The sequence below is a fragment of the Terasakiispira papahanaumokuakeensis genome, from assembly GCF_001709345.1.
GTDB lineage: Bacteria > Pseudomonadota > Gammaproteobacteria > Pseudomonadales > Halomonadaceae > Terasakiispira > Terasakiispira papahanaumokuakeensis.
On record NZ_MDTQ01000001.1, the window covers coordinates 1,767,995 to 1,786,124 of the forward strand.

Below are 18,130 nucleotides of genomic sequence, written 5' to 3' on the forward strand. Positions count from 1 at the left end.
AAGTCGACAGTGATGGATGACAAGGTCATTCATTTAACGAGACCGCATGATGAGCAGTCGATCGTGATGTGCAAATATAGCAAGGATCACGCTGAAGGATTGAGACTCACCTCCACTGCGCGATTCGAAATTCAAACATTCGGCTGTTTTAAACGGACAACAGGCGAGACACAAGGCGTCTATAGAACAACAACAAACCACAAACCCGAATAGGGACCCAAATCACGCATGGCTTAGATCTCATGCTGCGACCGAGCACATCAGCATCCAAGCCTTAATCACACTTTAAAAACTGATAACAATCTAAAGCTAACAATAACCAAAACACTTGACGACTTAATAGACGGATCGACCCATGAAAAAAACTTTAACCGCTCTAGCCGCCGGTGCGGCCCTGACCTTGGGAAGCTTAACGGCACAGGCCACAACGCTTCGAATGGCTTATGATTCAGACCCCGTCACACTGGACATTCAAGAGCAGTTATCCGGTGCGACACTGCAACTCTCCCATATGACGTTTGATCCATTGGTACGCTGGACGAAGGATCTCCAGTTTGAGCCCCGTTTGGCTGAATCCTGGGAGCGCATTGATGAAAACACCATGCGTTTTAAACTGCGCCAAGGGGTTCACTTCCACAGCGGCAATACCTTGACGGCGACAGATGTGGCCTGGACGTTTGAGCGCTTGAAAAACAGCCCGGATTTTAAGGCCATTTTTGCGCCCTTCTCCGGCATCAAAGTAATTGATGATTACACCTTTGAATTGATCACGGCTGAGCCTTATCCACTGGTGCTTAACGCGGCGACTTATCTATTCCCGATGGATCACGCTTTTTACAGCGGTAAAGATGAGAGCGGGCACCCGAAAAGCGAAATCGTGAAGCATGGTAACTCTTACGCTTCAACACACTTATCCGGAACAGGTCCTTACACCGTCACTGAACGCCAGCAAGGCGTACGTGTTGAGTTCCAGCGCTTTGATGATTACTGGGACAAAAGCTCGCCTGGCAATGTCGATAAAATCATCCTCACGCCGATTAAAGAAAATGCCACTCGCGTTTCAGCCTTGTTGTCTGGCGGCGTCGATTATATTGCCCCGGTGCCGCCGACTGACCTAGAGCGTATCCGTCGCGATGATAATTCCGAGCTGGTGACCATGAGTGGCACTCGCATCATTATGATGCAGATGAATCAACAACGCGTTGAGGCCTTTAAAGATCGCCGCGTGCGTCAGGCCATCGCTTATGCGGTCAATCAGGAAGGGATTGCCGCCAAGATCATGAAGGGGTTTGCAACACCCGCAGCGCAGCTCTCACCTGAAGGCTACCTGGGCCATAACCCCGATCTCAAACCACGCTATGATCTAGAGAAAGCTAAAGCCCTGATGGCAGAGGCCGGTTACGCCGATGGTTTCACTATTACCATGATGGCGCCCAATAACCGTTATGTGAATGATGCCAAAATTGCCCAGGCTGTTGCAGCCATGCTGGCGCGGATTAACATCAAAGTCGATCTCAAAACCCTGCCTAAAGCCCAATATTGGCCAGAATTTGACAACCGCTCGGCAGATATCATGATGATTGGTTGGCACTCCGATACTGAGGATTCCACCAACTTCTACGAGTTCCTGACCATGTGCCCAGATACAGCCACCGGCAGCGGCCAGTACAACTCCGGCCAATACTGTAACCCTGACATTGATCGTGAAGTTCGTGCAACCAACACCGAGACCGATGTCGACAAGCGGGCAGCGATGCTGAAAGACATTGAGCAAAAACTTTACGATGATGCCGCCTTTATCCCACTCCATTGGCAAGATCTGGCTTGGGCATCTCGAAAAGGTGTTGAGATTGAGCCCGTCATCAATGTCATGAACTTCCCCTACCTCGGCGACTTGGTGATCAAGGAATAACCAAGCCATCAAGGAATCAACCAAGTCCATTCCTTAGCCGCATCTCAGTGCCACCTATAGCGGTGGTACTGAGATCCCAAGTTTCATTCAGGGTTATTTTACATGATTGCATTTCTGGTCCAGCGTATCTCCCATGCGCTGCTGGTGATGTTCGTGATCAGTTTGATCAGCTTCGCCATCCAAGACAGCCTGGGCGACCCGTTACGTGAGATGGTCGGTCAATCCGTCTCGCAAGAAGAACGAGACGCCTTACGTGAAGAACTGGGCTTGAATGATCCCTTTCTGGTGCAGTATTGGCGCTTTGCCACCCATGCTTTGCAAGGTGATCTAGGCGACTCTTATTTCTACAAAGAGCCTGCGCTGAGTGTGATCTCGCAACACCTACCAGCCACCTTAGAACTGGTCATTTGCGCCGCGTTGATCATCATTCTGCTGTCGATTCCTATCGGAGTTTATGCGGCAATCAAACCCCGAAGTCCGCTCTCCAAAGCCTTTATGGGGGTGTCCATTGTCGGTATTTCAATCCCGGTGTTCTTAACGGCGATTGTATTGATTCAATTGTTTTCTATCGGCGTCACTGTCCATTGGTTTCCGCAGGAAACTGGCTGGGGGGCTTGGTTGAATGACTTTTTTTCAACGGATGGCGGCATGCCTTCTTATGGGCGTGGCGAGAGTCTAGTCCACTTATTCGGCAGCTGGGATACGAATTTTCTGACCCTTAATGGTCTCAACCACTTGATTCTCCCCGCCATTTCACTGGCTTCGATCATGCTACCGCTGTTTATTCGGCTGATTCGGGCTGAAATGCTAGAAGTGCTGCAAAGCGACTATATCCGATTTGCTCGTGCCAAAGGCTTGCCCATGGGCCGCGTTTATTTCTTACATGCGTTGAAAAATACCATGCTCCCGGTGATTACGGTGGGCGGTGTTCAAATTGGCACCATGGTGGCCTACACCATTTTGACTGAAACCGTTTTCCAGTGGCCCGGTATGGGGTTGATGTTTTTAGAAGCGATTACCCGCAGTGATATCCCCCTGATTGTGGCTTACCTGATGGTCGTTGGGGTGATTTTTGTGGTGACGAATACGCTGGTTGATCTGATCTATGGTCTGGTCAATCCCACGGTTAAACTGACAGGTAAGAAGTGATGACGCCTTCAACAACGACAACTCAAGTGGTGCCTACGCGTTGGCAACGCTTTCGAGCCTCCTATTTATTTTATAGCTTTAAGCGCGACCGGGTGGCGCAGATCAGCTTACTGATCTTTGTGGCGTTAGTGCTGGCCGCCTTCAGTGCCCCACTGATTGCCCCAACCGACCCTTACGATCTGGCCCAGATTGATATCTTGAACTCTGAACTGCCGCCGGTCTGGATGGAAGGCAGTGATCCCGCCTTTTTACTCGGCACTGATGCCCAAGGGCGTGACTTGTTGTCCACCATTCTTTATGGCGCGCGTGTCTCGCTATTGATTGGCTTTGGTGCCGTCATGCTACAAGGCCTGCTGGGTATCCTATTTGGCCTTTTAGCGGGTTATTACGGGGGACGCATTGATGCCGTGTTAATGCGAATAGCCGATATTCAGCTGTCGTTTTCAACCCTGATGGTGGCCATCGTCGTGGGTGCGATCTTCAAAGCCACCTTCGGTAATTTAATGTTCGGCGAGGTGGCCGTACTGATCTTGATACTGATTATCGGGATCGCTGAATGGCCTCAGATCGCACGCACGGTACGCGCTTCGGTGTTGGCCGAGAAGAGCAAAGAATATGTCGATGCCTCACGAGTGATGGGCTTCGGTTCGGCTCGCATCATGTTCCGCCATATTTTGCCCAACACCCTCTCCCCGATTTTTGTCATCGCGACGGTGCAAATTGCTAACGCCATTATTTCCGAAGCGGCACTCTCCTTTCTGGGCCTAGGGATGCCGGAGACGCAACCCTCTCTGGGCTCATTGATTAAATCAGGTTTTGATTATATTCAAAGTGGCTCCTGGTGGATCACCCTCGTACCGGGTCTGGTGCTGGTCGTGCTCGTATTGGTCGTCAACTTATTAGGTGACTGGTTACGAGATGTGATGAATCCGCGGCTGTACAAAGGTTAATTCAGCCCAGGCGAACCGAACTAGGCCCAATGAAACAAAGGGGATCATAAATGGCGCTTTTAGAAGTCAATCATTTGGATGTGCGCTTCGCCCTGCGTGGCGGTGATATCCAAGCACTGCGCGATGTCAGCTTTAGCTTGGATCGTGGTGAACGGCTGGGCATTGTCGGCGAATCCGGCGCGGGTAAATCAGTGGCGGCCTTTTCAATACTGAATCTGATCGCCCAACCTGGCTATATTGCCGGGGGTGATATTCATTTTGATGGCCAGACCCTATCCGCCATGAGCGAGCATCAATTACGTCAGATCAGGGGCCATCGGATCTCAATGATTTTTCAAGATCCGATGATGACACTCAATCCGGTACTCTCGATTGGTGAGCAGATGGTGGAATGCTTACGCGCTCACCGACGCATCAGCCATCGTGAAGCTCGAGAGATTGCGCTAGACCGGCTCAAGCAAGTCCAGATTCCATCACCGCAAAAACGGTTGGATCAATACCCGCATGAACTGTCAGGGGGGATGCGCCAGCGTATTATCATTGCGATTGCGCTGCTGTTAGACCCCGACATTATCATTGCTGATGAGCCCACCACCGCGCTGGACGTCACTATTCAAGCCGAAATCATGGCCTTGCTACTGGAGCTGTGTGAACAACATAACGTCGCGCTAATGCTCATTACCCACGATCTTGGGGTGGTCTCACAAGTCACCCAGCGCACGCTGGTGATGTATGCCGGTCGTATCATTGAACAGGGCCCCACCAAAGAAATTATTAATGATGCCCAACACCCTTATACCCAAGGGTTGATCAATGCCCTGCCCCAGATGGCAGACCCAGGCCAACGCTTAAATCAGATTCGTGGCGCGATGCCTTCACTGAACGCGATTCCTAGCGGCTGTGCGTTTAATCCTCGCTGCGATTTTGCCACGGAACATTGCCGTCACGTCATGCCTGAATTTGTCACCTCAGGGGGCTGTCAGGTGGCGTGCCATATGGTGAGAGAAATGATTGAGGAGGCACAGCACCATGCCTGATGTCACGACCCACAAGACGACAAACGCTGAGGCCTCAATGCAACCATCGACTGAGACCCAAACGCTGGTGCGCATACAGGATCTGGAAAAACGTTTCGACCTTTCCGGCAGCTGGCTCGAACAGTTGCAATTCAAAGAGGGTAAGCTGCAACGCCACCAAGAGTTTGTCCACGCGATCAATGGCGTCACCCTTGAGGTACAAAAAGGAGAAGCCTTGTGCGTGGTGGGCGAATCCGGCTGTGGTAAATCCACCGTAGCGCGCACGGTGATGGGCTTGATCAGCCCCTCAGGTGGAGAAATTCACTATGATGGCCAGCGTATTGATCATTTACCCGCCAAAGCCATGCTGCCCTACCGTCGGCGTATGCAAATGATCTTCCAGAATCCTTATGCCTCACTCAACCCGAGGATGACGATTCAACAAACCCTAGAAGAGCCCTTGAGGTTTCATCAGCCAGGTCTTAATCCCAGTGAAGTCGGTGATAAAGTCCACGAAGTGATGCATGCGGTCGGGATTAATCCGGATTGGGGAAAGCGTTACGCCCATGAATTTTCTGGCGGGCAGCGTCAGCGTATATCCATTGCTCGCGCACTGGCGGTAGATCCAGAGTTTATCGTCGCAGATGAGCCCATTTCAGCGTTAGATGTCTCCATTCAAGCGCAAGTACTCAATCTCATGATGGATGCTCAGGAAGCTCGCGGCCTGACCTACTTATTCATCACTCACGACCTCTCAGTAGTCGAACACTTTGGCACACGTGTCGCGGTCATGTATTTAGGCACTGTCTGTGAGCTGGCTACCACCCGTGAACTGTTTGCCAACCCTCGCCACCCTTATACGCAAGCCTTATTATCAGCCATTCCTAGGCTCGAAGATGATCGCCCCACCCACATTCGGTTGCAAGGCGAAGTCCCCACCCCAGTCAATCTACCTAGCGGCTGTGTTTTTCATGGTCGCTGCCCTTACGCCGACCAACGTTGCCGTACTGAAAAGCCACAACTTATTCCGACGGCAGGCGGTCAAGTCGCCTGCCATGCCGTACAGGAAGGCAGGCTATAACAATCCGGAATAGATTATATTAAGATTTAATGATTGACCCTTGGGTGAACTCAAGGGTCGACATTGAAGTAATCGATATTCAAGCAATCGACATGACAACAATACGGTCACCAGGCCAATGCGCTATTGCGATTGACCAATACTACTGGGGCAAGCATGGAAATACGCTGGCTTGAGGATTTCATGGCGTTGGCTGAGACTCGTCATTTCTCACGAGCAGCCGAACAACAGTATGTCAGCCAGCCGACATTTAGTCGGCGTATAAAGCTACTTGAAGAAGCGATGGGCACCACGCTGATCAATCGTCAGACGCTGCCTTTATCGCTCACTCGAGAGGGTGAGCTGTTTCTGGGGATGTGCGAAAGAGTCAGCACTGAAGTCAGGGAAACACGAGAGCGAATTGCCACACTGCAAGCCGAGGCAGAATCTAAAATTCCGTTTGCAGCGACACAAAGCCTATTTTCTCATTTCTTTCAGGAGTGGGCGCACCAACATCAACTTAAAGACCGTCTCGCCCTCAACCTGAAAGCCACCAGCTGGATTGGAGAAGACTACCTGGATGCACTGGACCAAGGGGAATGCGAACTCATTCTGATTTATTGGCATGCTGATCTGCCTTGGGCACAACGGCTTGCCAGCCCGCGCTTTCGTTCACTGACGCTGGATCATGAGACACTCGTCCCTTATAGCATCGTTCAAAATAAATCGACTCAAAATGATTCGGGACGCAATCATCCAGAAAACAATGATCCAGAACAGCATGTTCCAGTGCATCACGCTGGCGATGGAAGCCCTCGCTTTCAGCTGCCAGGCACCAGTGAGCGACCAACGCCTTTTATTGGCTACCATCCACGAAGCTTTATGGCTCCCGCCATTGCGGCACATTTGGCGCGGACAGCCACTCAAACTCATCTGCTTCCTTTAAACGACAATATACAGTCAGCTAATGTCAAATCACTGATTAAACAAGGCTATGGCATGGGTTGGTTGCCCACCCGAATCGCCGGGCCGAGTGCACAATATGGCCCACTGACCCGAGCCGGTCAGCAAGATTTTGATATCCCCTTGGAAGTTCGTTTAGTGAGCTTGACGCATCCACGCCACCCTGGCGTCGAAAGCCTTTGGGACTACCTCACATCGCCATCAAGCTGCACCATGGATACTGAGATAAGTGGTTGACGCCATACTGAATAATATCGAGAGATTAATGATGACATCGTGGCAAAATCAGGATTTGCAACAGTTACAAATCACCCATCTAGAACAGCTGTTGACTCGAACGCGCACATTGCTTGCGGAGCAGGGCTGGAACCGATTGGTTATTTACAGTGGCCATGCTCACCCGCATTTTGCCGATGATCAAAGCGCCCCTCACCCTGGATACGGCCATTTTCTGCATTGGACAGGGTTAACAGGGCTTTCGGATAGCTGGTTGGAGATCACCCAGGATCATCCCCCACGGCTATTTTGCTATGCGCCGGAGGACTATTGGCATGCCACGCCCACTCTACCAGAGGGGGCACTGGCCCAGATCATGCGCATTGAGCCCATCAAAGCCCGAGGCTGGCCATTGGAACAAGTGGCCGAAGTGGGTTCAACCGTCGTTGTGGGTGATATCGAGTCTTTATCGATTCCAGTTGAAAAGTCACATTGCAATCCGCGTTCGTTCGTCAGCGCACTGAATGCACTGCGTATCCACAAAACAGCTTATGAAGCCCGCTGTACATTGGAAGCCTCACGCCTTGCCCTCATGGGCCATCGAGCAGCCCGAGATGCCTTTTATCAAGGCGGCAGTGAATTTGATATTCATCTGGCTTGGCAAAAAGGTACGCAACAAAGTGAAAGTGATGCGCCTTATCACAGTATTATTGGCCTGAATGAACATGCCGGGGTTTTACATTATCAACACTATCAGAATCAGACGCCGCAAACGCTCAACAGCCTGTTAATTGATGCTGGCGTTCGTTATCGCGGTTATTGCTCCGACATTACCCGAACCTGGGCCGCGCTGGATCAGCCGCGTTTTGCGGCGCTGATTAATGGGCTCGATCAACTCCAACAAAAACTAACCCAAGAGGTCAAACCAGGCGTTGATTTTGTCGAACTTCATGACAAAACTCACCAAGGGGTTGCCCTGCTGTTACAGGCTTCCGGCTTAATCAAAGGCCAAATCACCACTGAAGCCATCGTCGAAACGGGCATGACGCGAGCGTTCTTCCCCCACGGACTAGGCCATTTCCTAGGCACTCAAGTACACGATGTGGGGGGGCTTGAGACGGCTAGCGGACAACCGGTACCGCCGCCCCAGGCACACCCTGCACTTCGGCTGACGCATACATTAGAAGCGGGCATGCTGTTGACCATCGAGCCCGGGCTCTACTTTATCGATAGCCTATTAGCCAGCCTGCGCAACGGCCCAATGAGCCAACATTTGGATTGGTCTTTGATTGAAGCCCTGGCGCCTTGCGGTGGCATCCGCATCGAAGACAACCTTTGGGTAACCGCTGACGGCGCTGAAAATCTGACCCGAGCCTCAGACCACGGACTCGGTGTCGGTCAGCCCGAAGTTTAATTCAACCGGTTAGGCTTGATCGTCTTAATCTAGATCGTCTTAATCTAGATCGTCTTAATCTTGGTCGCCTTAATAATGAGCCTGCGCCGGATCCAAAAAAGTCGCGATTTGTTCATAGGTATGCCGACAAGCATTAGGCACCAGATTTTCAAGATTCAAATAAGCATGAATCAAGTCCCCGAAGTGGTGATGCTCAACAGATACGCCTGCTGCCTTGAGACGTTGATAGTAGGCCTGCCCTTCACCACTGAGGGGGCAAAAACCAGCCGTAATCAGCAGAGTCACCGGCAACTCAGGCGACACCGGCATAAATAAAGGAGAAGCCTCATAACGTAGCGACGCATCGGATCCCATATACTGCTCAAAATACCAAGCAATACGATCACGCTCTAATAGATACCCCTTCCCCAGTGCTTCAATAGCGGGCTGCTGTAAGGTGTAATCCAAACTGGGGTAAATCAGCACCTGGCGATCAACTTGCAACGACTCATCGGCTTGAGATTCGGCGGCTAAAGTAGCCACCAGTGCACCACCACCGGAATCGCCAATTAAATGGCGCTTGTCGCTGAACAGATAACCTTTGCGCTTAAGGTGGTCGGCTAAATAACGCACAACATGACGCGCATCATCCAATCCAGCCGGGTACATAAACTCAGGGCTCAGCCGATACTCGACAGAAGCCACAATCTGTTTAAGGTTTTTTGCCAAGCGTCTAGCAATAGGGTCATAAACCTCCACACTGCCGGCCATATGACCGCCACCATGAAAGAAAATGTTCAAAGGCGCTACCCGCTCCGGGCAAGGATTATAAATACGCACTTGGATCTCGTGCCCCTCGGGTGCACGCAGGGACATCTCTTCGACAGAGGCAATAGTAACGGTTTGAGTCACATAATTGGCCGTCATCGCCGCCAAGGCTTGGCGCACCTCAGCCACATTAAATGAGCGCGTATCGGCATTTTTATTCAACTCATTCACTTTCTCTAACCAACGGAACAGTGTCGGATCAAGCTGGGGCATCAGTACACTCCTTATATTCGGCGCCTTAATATCAATGCCTCAAGTTCAATTCTTTAGCGACTAGGCTTTAAGTACCCGCAGGCTTGAAGTACGAGGCTTTAACACTGCAACGATTATTCTGCATCACAGATGATGATGGGATATCCAATCGTTTATACCACGCAGACCAAGCCCTATATGAAGCCTTAGTTGAATTGACCTCGTCAGGCCCACGGGCAACACTTTACGCCAACATTTATTGCACCGCACAAAAAAAACACCACAAATTTAGTGCATCCAATTCAAGGAGAGAGGCAAAACGATGGCGTTAACAAGTGGGTTACCGGCAACAGGATTGCTGACTTATGGCCTCATAGGATTAGCCATTCTCGCATTTATTTTGATTGTGCTTGAGGATGTGATTCACCTCAACAAAGCCAAGAGTACGCTATTTCTAGGGACGCTCAGCTGGCTACTCCTGTTTATGTTTGGGGATCAGCTGCACTTGCATAACATACCGGAGCGGCTGAACGAGAATATCCTTGAAATTGCCACTTTATGGCTCTTCCTGATGGCTGCAATGACGTTTGTTGCTTATCTCAATAGTAAGGGGCTTATCCGTGTGGTGATCTATCGCGTACTGCCACGAAAAATAAGTGAACGGAAGCTCTTGTTGCTCACTGGCGGCTTTGCTTTTATCTTTTCGTCCCTCGCCGATAACATTACTGCCACATTAGTATCAATCGCGCTACTCATGTCGTTGGATTTACCGCCCAAAAAACTCGTCCGCATGGCCGTACTCGTGGTCTTCTCGGTAAACTCTGGGGGCGTATCTTTGATCACCGGCGATGTCACAACGCTGATGATTTTCATGGCCGACAAAGTTGAGATTCAGCATCTGCTGTTGCTGGTTGTACCCGCCATGCTCTCCGTATTGGGGTTGGCCTTACTACTCTCCATTGGCATGAATGGTACACTCGAAATCACAACAGACCCCACGCGAGTAAGGCCTCTTGACACATTAATTGCAGGGTTATTTCTGCTGACGATCCTGGGCACTATTTTAGGTAATATTTTATTCAGCATCCCCCCTTTGCTGACCTTCTTGTTTGGACTCTCCATTCTATTTTTAATCGGCCACTGGGGCACTCAATCAGAGTCTCAAGAGCGTTATATTCTCGATTATATCCGCATCATCGAGTATGACACCTTGCTATTCTTTCTCGGTATTCTGCTGATCGTCGGAATGCTCAAAGAAATTGGGGCGCTCTCAGCATTACCGCTTCTTTACGCAGAGGTGCCTATACTGGCCGCCAACTATCTCACCGGGCTTTTTTCAGCCCTGATTGACAATGTGCCATTAACCGCTGCGGTCTTAAAAGCGGATATTAATATGGCCCCAGGCGAATGGCTGGCGTTTACCTATGCTGCGGGAGTAGGAGGCTCACTACTGGTCATCGGTTCTGCAGCGGGTATCATTGCACTCAGTAAAGTCGCCGCTCTTAATTTCATAAGCTACCTAAAATATGCACCGCTACTCTTATTGGCCTACAGCGGTGGTTATTTGATGGCCTATCAGATGGGACACTGGTTTTTACATTAGAGTTTGGCGCCTTAATCGCCTTAAAAAAGGAAAAGCTAATTAAGATCAAAAAATGGACCTCGATCACACCCTCAAGAGTGATTGAAAATAGTTTAAACTGATGATCTGCTAAGCTGTAACATTCCAACAAAACATGACACTGGTCACTGACTGGCTGGACATTGAGAGACCGATTCAAATAAATGGAGCACGAATAATGGCCATATCTCTTAGGACTCGCATACTCAGTGTCAGTGTCCTCGCTATTGCACTGACGACAGGTTATCTCGTCATTGAGAATAGTCTGTCTATGACAAAGCAAATGCGCACAGCATTACTGAATAATGCACGCAATTTCGCCGGAGCTTACGGTGAGGATGTTGGACACTGGCTCAAAGTCAGACAAACGATCATGTCATCATTAGCCCGTTTTATTGAGGAGAATCCGGATACTTCCGCCTATCCCGCGATCCTTCAAGCACATCGCAGCGGCAGCTTCGGATTAACCTATTACGGTAATGAGCAAGGTGAAATGTTCCGCCAGGATCCATCACTGGATATCAACCGTGACGACAATTATGACCCGCGTGTCAGAGGCTGGTACAAACTGGCAAAAGCGGAGCAACAGCCTGCCATCACGCCGGCCTATGTCAGTGCTACATTACAAGAGCTGGTCGTCACCCTGGTGGACCCAGTAAAACGTAATGGAAAATTTGCCGGTTCCGTCGGTGCCAACCTGACATTAGGACAACTCTCTAAGCAAATTTCAGCCTTGACGGTGCCGGGTTCAGGACGCGCCATGATTATCGATAATGATAATAATGTGATTGCTTATGCCGATCAGGACTGGATCATGAAAAAAGCATCCGAGTTATCCTCGGACCTGGAACCTCAAGTACTCCATCGTTTGATTAGGGAAAATCGGCTTGATGAGTACAGCATTGATGAGAACACCTACTTTGCCTATGCCCAAGCCATACCCGACACCCCTGACTGGTCGCTTGTATTTCTGATGGATCGTGATGAATTAATGTCACCGGTTTACAAAACCATTACTCGGCAATTGATTGTCGCGGTCGTGATCCTACTCGTATTCACGGCATTACTGTATACACTGTTCCGGGTGATGTTCCGTGATCTGGAGCGCGTTGCCCATGCTTTGGATGGCATTTCGCGCGGTGAAGGCGACCTTACCTCCCGCATCGACATTAAGCATCACGATGAAATTGGTTTACTCGCCGATGGTTTTAATCGCTTTGTCGAGCATATGCATGGCGTTGTCACGCGTTTGAAAAGGACCTCAGAGCAATTAGCCCATGAAGCTCAGAACATGTCCTCATCTTCAGAGCAAAGGGCGCAAAGGGTGATAAAGCAACAAGACGAGATTGATATGGTCGCCTCAGCCGTCACCGAAATGGCAGCCGCGACCCAAGAGATCGCGGGGAATGCCGAATCAACAGCCACTGCAGCCGAGCACTCAGTCGATTTAGGACACAATGGTCGCCGTCAGGTTGAACAAAGTCGCGATTCAACGCGATCACTGGCCAACGAAGTGGGCAGTGCCGGTGAGAACATCTCAGCACTAGATGAGCATGCGCAGAAAATCAGCGGCATTCTCTCAACCATCAGCGATATTGCAGAGCAGACTAATCTATTGGCCCTAAACGCCGCCATCGAAGCCGCCCGCGCCGGAGAGCATGGCCGTGGATTTGCCGTCGTCGCCGATGAAGTCCGTAGCCTCTCTCAACGCACACACACTGCGACTGGAGAAATCCAGGACATGATCGAAGCCCTTCAAAAACGGACGGCTGAAGCCGTTGAAGTGATGCAGCGCAGTCAAACCATGGCAGATACCAGTGTGCATGATGCTAATGAAGCGACGGAAAGCCTAGTCCAAATCGCGGATGCCATTAATAGTATCTCTAGCATGGCGACACAAATTGCCGCAGCGGCCGAAGAGCAAACCTCTGTCACACAGGACATCAACAGCAATACAGAAACAATCCGACTAGTCTCGAGTGAATTGGCCGAAGAAATTCAAGAGGGCGTTCAACAAGCAGAACGATTAAACAACCTTGCCCGAAGCGTTGATGAAGAGGTTGGACGCTTTAAAACCTGACCTTCTCCTCCGATCCAAGCCTACGGTTTGACCCTCACATGCCCCCGTTTCACATGGGGGCATTGTTGATGCCCTCAAAGCAATTGAGTTCATAAGCAGGATTGAACGAGTGCAGATGAATTAACCGCATTGTATCCACCAATGGCCAATAACACTGATTAAGCCTGTCATGACATGCTCTCAACTGACCCAACCACTCTACCACCCAACGAGGGCCTTACCTACGTGCTGTTACGGGGGGTTAACAGCACGACGCATCTCCCATTAATCAAGAACGAAACTCTCATAGATTCAATCTTCGATTCCACTGAGAATACATAATAAGCCACTAATTTAACCCTACCCCATAAAGGTTCGCTCAAAGATAAAAAGTCTATATGCAGCACAATAATAAGAAGACTGATGATGACCAGTGTCGCTGGATCATAGGGACTCTGGCCGCACGTAAGAAAGGGCCGCCGGAGCGAGGAAGAGCCACCTCACAGTGATTAACATAACAATAAAAGTAAGGATCTGACCGAGAAACGCCCTGAAGCGGTCAATCACAATAAGCATGATGGAGTATGTTCAATGACAGTGTCCTTAAGAACCCGGATTCTCAGCGTCAGCCTGCTGGCTGTTGCTTTGACAACGGGCTACCTCATGACAGAAAACAGTTTATCAATGACGCAGCAAATGCGGACATCACTGTTCCAAAATGCGAGTAACTTTGCCAGTGCTTATGGTCAGGATGTGGGGCATTGGTTAAGTGCCCGGCAGTCGGTGTCGTCCGCTTTAGCCCGCGCTATCGAACGGCGTCCTGAAGCGTCCCCCTACCCCATGGTGAGACAGGCCCTTGAAAGCGGCGGTTTTGGTGTCGCTTTCTTTGGTAATGAGTCAGGGCAAATGTTTCGACAAGACCCCTCACTGGATACTGATAAAAGTTACGACCCAAGAATCCGGCCTTGGTATAAACTGGCGAAACAGCACAATGGCCCCAGCATCACCACGCCTTACACCAGTGCAACACTGAACTCCCTAGTCGTCACCTTAGTTGATGCAGTTAAAAAGAATGGCAATTTCATCGGCGCTGTTGGCACCACACTGACCTTAGGCCAACTCTCAGAACAAGTCCGTTCGTTGGACGTACCCGGCGACGGGCGAGCCATGATCATTAATGGCGACAACCTCATTATTGCGCATCCCGATAAAGATCGAGTCATGAAAAAAGCCGCCGAGATCTCACCTCAGTTGGCCCCGCAGGCATTAAACAACTTGATCCGTAATGACCGCTTGGATGAATACAATATTGACGACCATAACTATTTTGCTTACGCACAAGCGATCCCCAACACTCCGAATTGGTCGTTAGTGTTTCTGATGGATCGAGATTTACTCATGGCACCGGTCTACAAGACGCTGACCCGGCAAGTCATCGTTGCGTTGGTCATGCTGATCATCTTTGCAGCACTGTTATATGGCCTGTTCCGCGTCATGTTCCGTGACCTTGAACGTGTCGTGCTGGCACTGAGAGACATTGCACGCGGGGAAGGTGATTTGACGGCACGAATTGAAATCAAACGCCAAGATGAAATTGGTCAATTGGCCGATGGCTTTAACCGTTTCGTCGCCCACATGCATGGCGTTGTCTCACGCTTGAAAACCACCTCCGAACAGCTCGCCTCAGAAGCCCAGGGAATGTCGGCGTCATCCGAACAACGTGCTCGTCGAATCACACAACAACAGGATGAAATTGACATGGTGGCCTCAGCCGTCACCGAGATGGCTGCCGCCACACAGGAAATTGCAGGCAACGCCGAGTCCACGGCAGCAGCATCAGAGCACTCAGTTGAGCTGGGACGTAATGGCAGCCAACAGGTTGAACAAAGTCAAACTTCAACGCGTTCGCTGGCCGATGAAGTCAATAACGCGCGCCAGAATATTGCTTCACTTGATGAACAAGTCCAGCAAATCAGTGGGATTCTGTCCACTATCAGTGATATTGCCGAGCAGACTAATTTACTGGCATTGAATGCTGCAATCGAAGCAGCCCGTGCAGGAGAACATGGTCGCGGTTTTGCCGTCGTCGCCGATGAAGTCCGCACCCTGTCTCAACGCACCCATACCGCCACGGCGGAAATCCAGCAAATGATTGAAATACTGCAGAAACGAACGGCTGAAACGGTCGAAGTGATGCAGCGCAGTGGTGATATGGCAGAAAAGAGTGTGGCAGATGCGAATCAAGCGACGATAAGCCTGGAACAAATTGCAGACGCTATTCGTAATATTTCCGGTATGGCCACTCAAATTGCAACCGCTGCTGAAGAACAAACATCCGTCACGCAAGATATCAATAGCAATACCGAGGCTATCCGCCAAGTCTCGGGTGAACTGGCAGAAGAGATTCAAAACGGTGTACAGCAAGCTGAACGCCTGAATAATCTTGCGCATCAAGTCGACGAAGAAGTCGCCCGTTTTAAAGTTTAAGACAGTCTAAGAGATTGGACCGGTTGACAACCTGAGCCCTGCCTATGGCAGGGCTCATCACACCGACCATACCGGCTGTTAATCACTTATCGGCTGAGTCCATCATTTGCTATAAGCGCCTCGATTCGCAGAGACCTCGACTGCGATAGATCCCGTGTTTTACATAAATCGAACAAATTGAACACCAAAGATTCATGTAGTTGATTATATAATGAGATATATACATCATATAATGCGTATTCAGCCAATGGGCATCTCGTTAAGGGCTCGCTCATCCGCTCAGTCACACCATCCCCATTCGGCCTTCGGGCATTGCTTAGGCAAAAGGAGCTGATTTCATATGGCAATATCACTCAGAACACGCATCCTGAGTGTCAGTGTCGCTGCGATTACACTGGTCACCGGCTACCTTGTGTATGAAAGTACCAGCGCACTAACCCAACAGATGCAGAATTCACTGTTGCACAATGCCCGAAACTTCGCTGGCGCTTATGGTGAAGAAGTGGGCCATTGGCTCAGTAGCCGACAGCGCGTTGTGAGTGCTCTGGCCCGACACATGGAAAAGTATCCAAATGCTGCGCCCTACCCTGCCGTACAGCAAGCCTACGCCAGTGGCGGCTTCGCTTTAACTTATTTCGGTAATGCTGATGGCCAAATGTTTCGACAAGACCCCGCTATCGATCGAAGTCGGCCTAACTATGACCCTAGAACGCGCGGCTGGTATAAGAATGCGATCAGTGCAGGAGGCCCAAGCGTCTCGCTTCCATACATGAGCTCGACCTTGAAACAGCTGGGCGTGATTGTCACCGATGTGGTCTATCGTCACGGCAGCCCCTATGGTGCTATTGGCGCTAACCTGACCCTGGATCAGCTATCAAAGCAGGTAGCGACGCTTGATATTCCAGGCTCAGGGCTAGCGATGATTGTTGATAAAAACAATGACATCATTGCCCACCCAGATGCTGACATGGTGATGAAGAAAGCCTCGGAGATTGCACCGAGCTTGGATAACCAGCGGCTCACCATGCTGGCCGCCGATAACCGTCTATTGGAAGAACAGATCCAGGGTAAAACTGATTTTGCCTATGCCCAGGCAATTCCCGATACCCAGTGGACCCTGGTCTTCTTGATGGATAAAGCCGAATTGATGGCCCCGGTATACAAAGTGCTTACCCGGCAACTGATCATTGCCGCCTTAATGCTCATCGGCTTTATTGGCTTGCTCTATGCCTTATTTAAAGTGCTGTTTAAAGATCTCGACAGTGTCTCCAAGGCATTGAATGAAATTGCCGAAGGTGAAGGCGATCTCCGCACGCGCATTGAAGTCAAACGACAAGATGAAATTGGGCTTTTGGCGCAAGGTTTTAACAAATTCGTCGATCATATGCATGGCGTCGTCACCCGGCTGGTACAAACTTCCAAGGATTTAGCCGAAGAAGCACAGAATATGTCGGCCGCCTCATCACAAAGAGCGGAACGTGTCACCACGCAACAAAATGAAATCGACATGGTGGCTTCAGCGGTTACAGAGATGGCTTCAGCCACACAGGAAATCGCAGGCAATGCAGAGTCCACCGCCGCCGCCGCAAGTGAATCTGTCACCTTAGGCAATACAGGCCGCCAACAAGTTGAGCAAAGTCGAGATTCCACACGAGCCTTGGCAAATGAGGTCAACAAAGCCGGTGAAGGTATTGCCGCCTTAGATGATCATGCACAAAAAATCAGCACGATTTTATCGACTATCAGTGATATCGCTGAGCAAACCAATCTATTGGCCTTGAATGCCGCAATTGAAGCCGCACGAGCCGGTGATCAAGGTCGTGGCTTTGCCGTTGTCGCCGATGAAGTGCGGATGCTTTCACAGCGCACCCACAAGGCGACGGGCGAAATCCAGCATATGATTGAAGCCCTTCAAAAACGGACGTCTGAGACAGTGGAATCGATGCAGTCCAGCTATCAACGCGCTGATACCAGTGTGAAGGATGCGGATAAAGCGACTGAAAACCTTACTCAGATCGCAGAATCTATTCGCAGTATCTCGGAAATGGCGACACAGATTGCCACCGCAGCGGAAGAGCAGACGAGCGTGACACAGGATATCAGTAGCAATACAGAAAATATTCGCGTAGTTGCCAGTGAGTTAGCCGACGAAATTAATGCGGGCGTTGAACAAGCAGGTCGTTTGAGCCAGTTGGCTCATGACGTCAAGAATGAAGTCAGCCGGTTCAAAATTTAAAGCGACGGACTTCAGTCATTCAATAATCCAAGTCGACCGAGTCGAAAC

12 protein-coding genes are annotated in these 18,130 nt (G+C 50.2%); 11 read left to right on the forward strand and 1 reads right to left on the reverse strand.

Going from position 1 to position 18,130, the window contains the following annotated elements; genetic code table 11:
- The first annotated feature begins 355 nt into the window (after window positions 1–355).
- From BFW38_RS07780 to pepQ, 7 genes are all read left to right on the forward strand, one after another.
- On the forward strand, window positions 356–1,912 hold the full coding sequence (locus BFW38_RS07780) for an ABC transporter substrate-binding protein (RefSeq protein WP_068997876.1): 1,557 nt from the start codon (window positions 356–358) through the stop codon (window positions 1,910–1,912).
- A 102-nt stretch (window positions 1,913–2,014) separates the two neighbouring features.
- Window positions 2,015–3,061 (forward strand): ABC transporter permease, encoded by a 1,047-nt coding sequence (locus BFW38_RS07785; protein ID WP_068997877.1) that lies wholly within the window; start codon window positions 2,015–2,017, stop codon window positions 3,059–3,061.
- Window positions 3,061–4,011, forward strand: a complete 951-nt coding sequence (locus BFW38_RS07790) for an ABC transporter permease (protein ID WP_068997878.1) — start codon at window positions 3,061–3,063, stop codon at window positions 4,009–4,011. Before BFW38_RS07785 ends, BFW38_RS07790 begins: the two co-directional genes overlap by 1 nt.
- A gap of 50 nt (window positions 4,012–4,061) precedes the next feature.
- Window positions 4,062–5,048 (forward strand): ABC transporter ATP-binding protein, encoded by a 987-nt coding sequence (locus BFW38_RS07795; RefSeq protein WP_068997879.1) that lies wholly within the window; start codon window positions 4,062–4,064, stop codon window positions 5,046–5,048.
- A gap of 37 nt (window positions 5,049–5,085) precedes the next feature.
- A complete protein-coding gene (locus tag BFW38_RS07800; protein WP_069000302.1) occupies window positions 5,086–6,108 on the forward strand; it encodes an ABC transporter ATP-binding protein in 1,023 nt (340 codons plus the stop codon).
- Window positions 6,109–6,264: 156 nt separating this feature from the next.
- Complete coding sequence (locus tag BFW38_RS07805; RefSeq protein WP_068997880.1) at window positions 6,265–7,287, forward strand: LysR family transcriptional regulator; 1,023 nt, start codon at window positions 6,265–6,267, stop codon at window positions 7,285–7,287.
- A 28-nt stretch (window positions 7,288–7,315) separates the two neighbouring features.
- The gene (pepQ, locus tag BFW38_RS07810; RefSeq protein WP_245686106.1) at window positions 7,316–8,680 is read left to right on the forward strand and encodes a Xaa-Pro dipeptidase; all 1,365 of its coding nucleotides are present in this window, start codon (window positions 7,316–7,318) and stop codon (window positions 8,678–8,680) included.
- Between the two features lie 69 nt (window positions 8,681–8,749).
- Here pepQ and BFW38_RS07815 read toward each other — a convergent pair whose 3' ends face one another.
- Complete coding sequence (locus BFW38_RS07815; protein WP_068997881.1) at window positions 8,750–9,700, reverse strand: alpha/beta hydrolase; 951 nt, start codon at window positions 9,698–9,700, stop codon at window positions 8,750–8,752.
- Between the two features lie 301 nt (window positions 9,701–10,001).
- On the opposite strand from BFW38_RS07815, the gene nhaD reads away from it, so the two are divergent.
- The 4 genes from nhaD (at window position 10,002) to BFW38_RS07835 (ending at window position 18,082) form a co-directional block, all read left to right on the forward strand.
- A complete protein-coding gene (gene nhaD / locus BFW38_RS07820) occupies window positions 10,002–11,282 on the forward strand; it encodes a sodium:proton antiporter NhaD (protein ID WP_068997882.1) in 1,281 nt (426 codons plus the stop codon).
- 196 nt (window positions 11,283–11,478) lie between these two features.
- Entirely contained in the window at window positions 11,479–13,380 is a 1,902-nt protein-coding gene (locus BFW38_RS07825) for a methyl-accepting chemotaxis protein (protein ID WP_068997883.1), read from the forward strand.
- A 570-nt stretch (window positions 13,381–13,950) separates the two neighbouring features.
- Window positions 13,951–15,846, forward strand: a complete 1,896-nt coding sequence (locus BFW38_RS07830) for a methyl-accepting chemotaxis protein (protein WP_068997884.1) — start codon at window positions 13,951–13,953, stop codon at window positions 15,844–15,846.
- Window positions 15,847–16,186: 340 nt separating this feature from the next.
- On the forward strand, window positions 16,187–18,082 hold the full coding sequence (locus BFW38_RS07835) for a methyl-accepting chemotaxis protein (RefSeq protein ID WP_068997885.1): 1,896 nt from the start codon (window positions 16,187–16,189) through the stop codon (window positions 18,080–18,082).
- Window positions 18,083–18,130 lie beyond the last annotated feature (48 nt).

Excerpts from the sequence above, each read along its gene's own strand:
- BFW38_RS07805 (WP_068997880.1), top strand. The coding sequence starts at position 6,265 with ATGGAAATACGCTGGCTTGAGGATTTCATGGCGTTGGCTGAGACTCGT.
- BFW38_RS07830 (WP_068997884.1), top strand. The coding sequence starts at position 13,951 with ATGACAGTGTCCTTAAGAACCCGGATTCTCAGCGTCAGCCTGCTGGCT.
- nhaD (WP_068997882.1), top strand. The coding sequence starts at position 10,002 with ATGGCGTTAACAAGTGGGTTACCGGCAACAGGATTGCTGACTTATGGC.
- BFW38_RS07815 (WP_068997881.1), bottom strand. The coding sequence starts at position 9,700 with ATGCCCCAGCTTGATCCGACACTGTTCCGTTGGTTAGAGAAAGTGAAT.
- BFW38_RS07825 (WP_068997883.1), top strand. The coding sequence starts at position 11,479 with ATGGCCATATCTCTTAGGACTCGCATACTCAGTGTCAGTGTCCTCGCT.
- pepQ (WP_245686106.1), top strand. The coding sequence starts at position 7,316 with ATGATGACATCGTGGCAAAATCAGGATTTGCAACAGTTACAAATCACC.
- BFW38_RS07835 (WP_068997885.1), top strand. The coding sequence starts at position 16,187 with ATGGCAATATCACTCAGAACACGCATCCTGAGTGTCAGTGTCGCTGCG.
- BFW38_RS07800 (WP_069000302.1), top strand. The coding sequence starts at position 5,086 with ATGCAACCATCGACTGAGACCCAAACGCTGGTGCGCATACAGGATCTG.
- BFW38_RS07790 (WP_068997878.1), top strand. The coding sequence starts at position 3,061 with ATGACGCCTTCAACAACGACAACTCAAGTGGTGCCTACGCGTTGGCAA.
- BFW38_RS07780 (WP_068997876.1), top strand. The coding sequence starts at position 356 with ATGAAAAAAACTTTAACCGCTCTAGCCGCCGGTGCGGCCCTGACCTTG.
- BFW38_RS07785 (WP_068997877.1), top strand. The coding sequence starts at position 2,015 with ATGATTGCATTTCTGGTCCAGCGTATCTCCCATGCGCTGCTGGTGATG.
- BFW38_RS07795 (WP_068997879.1), top strand. The coding sequence starts at position 4,062 with ATGGCGCTTTTAGAAGTCAATCATTTGGATGTGCGCTTCGCCCTGCGT.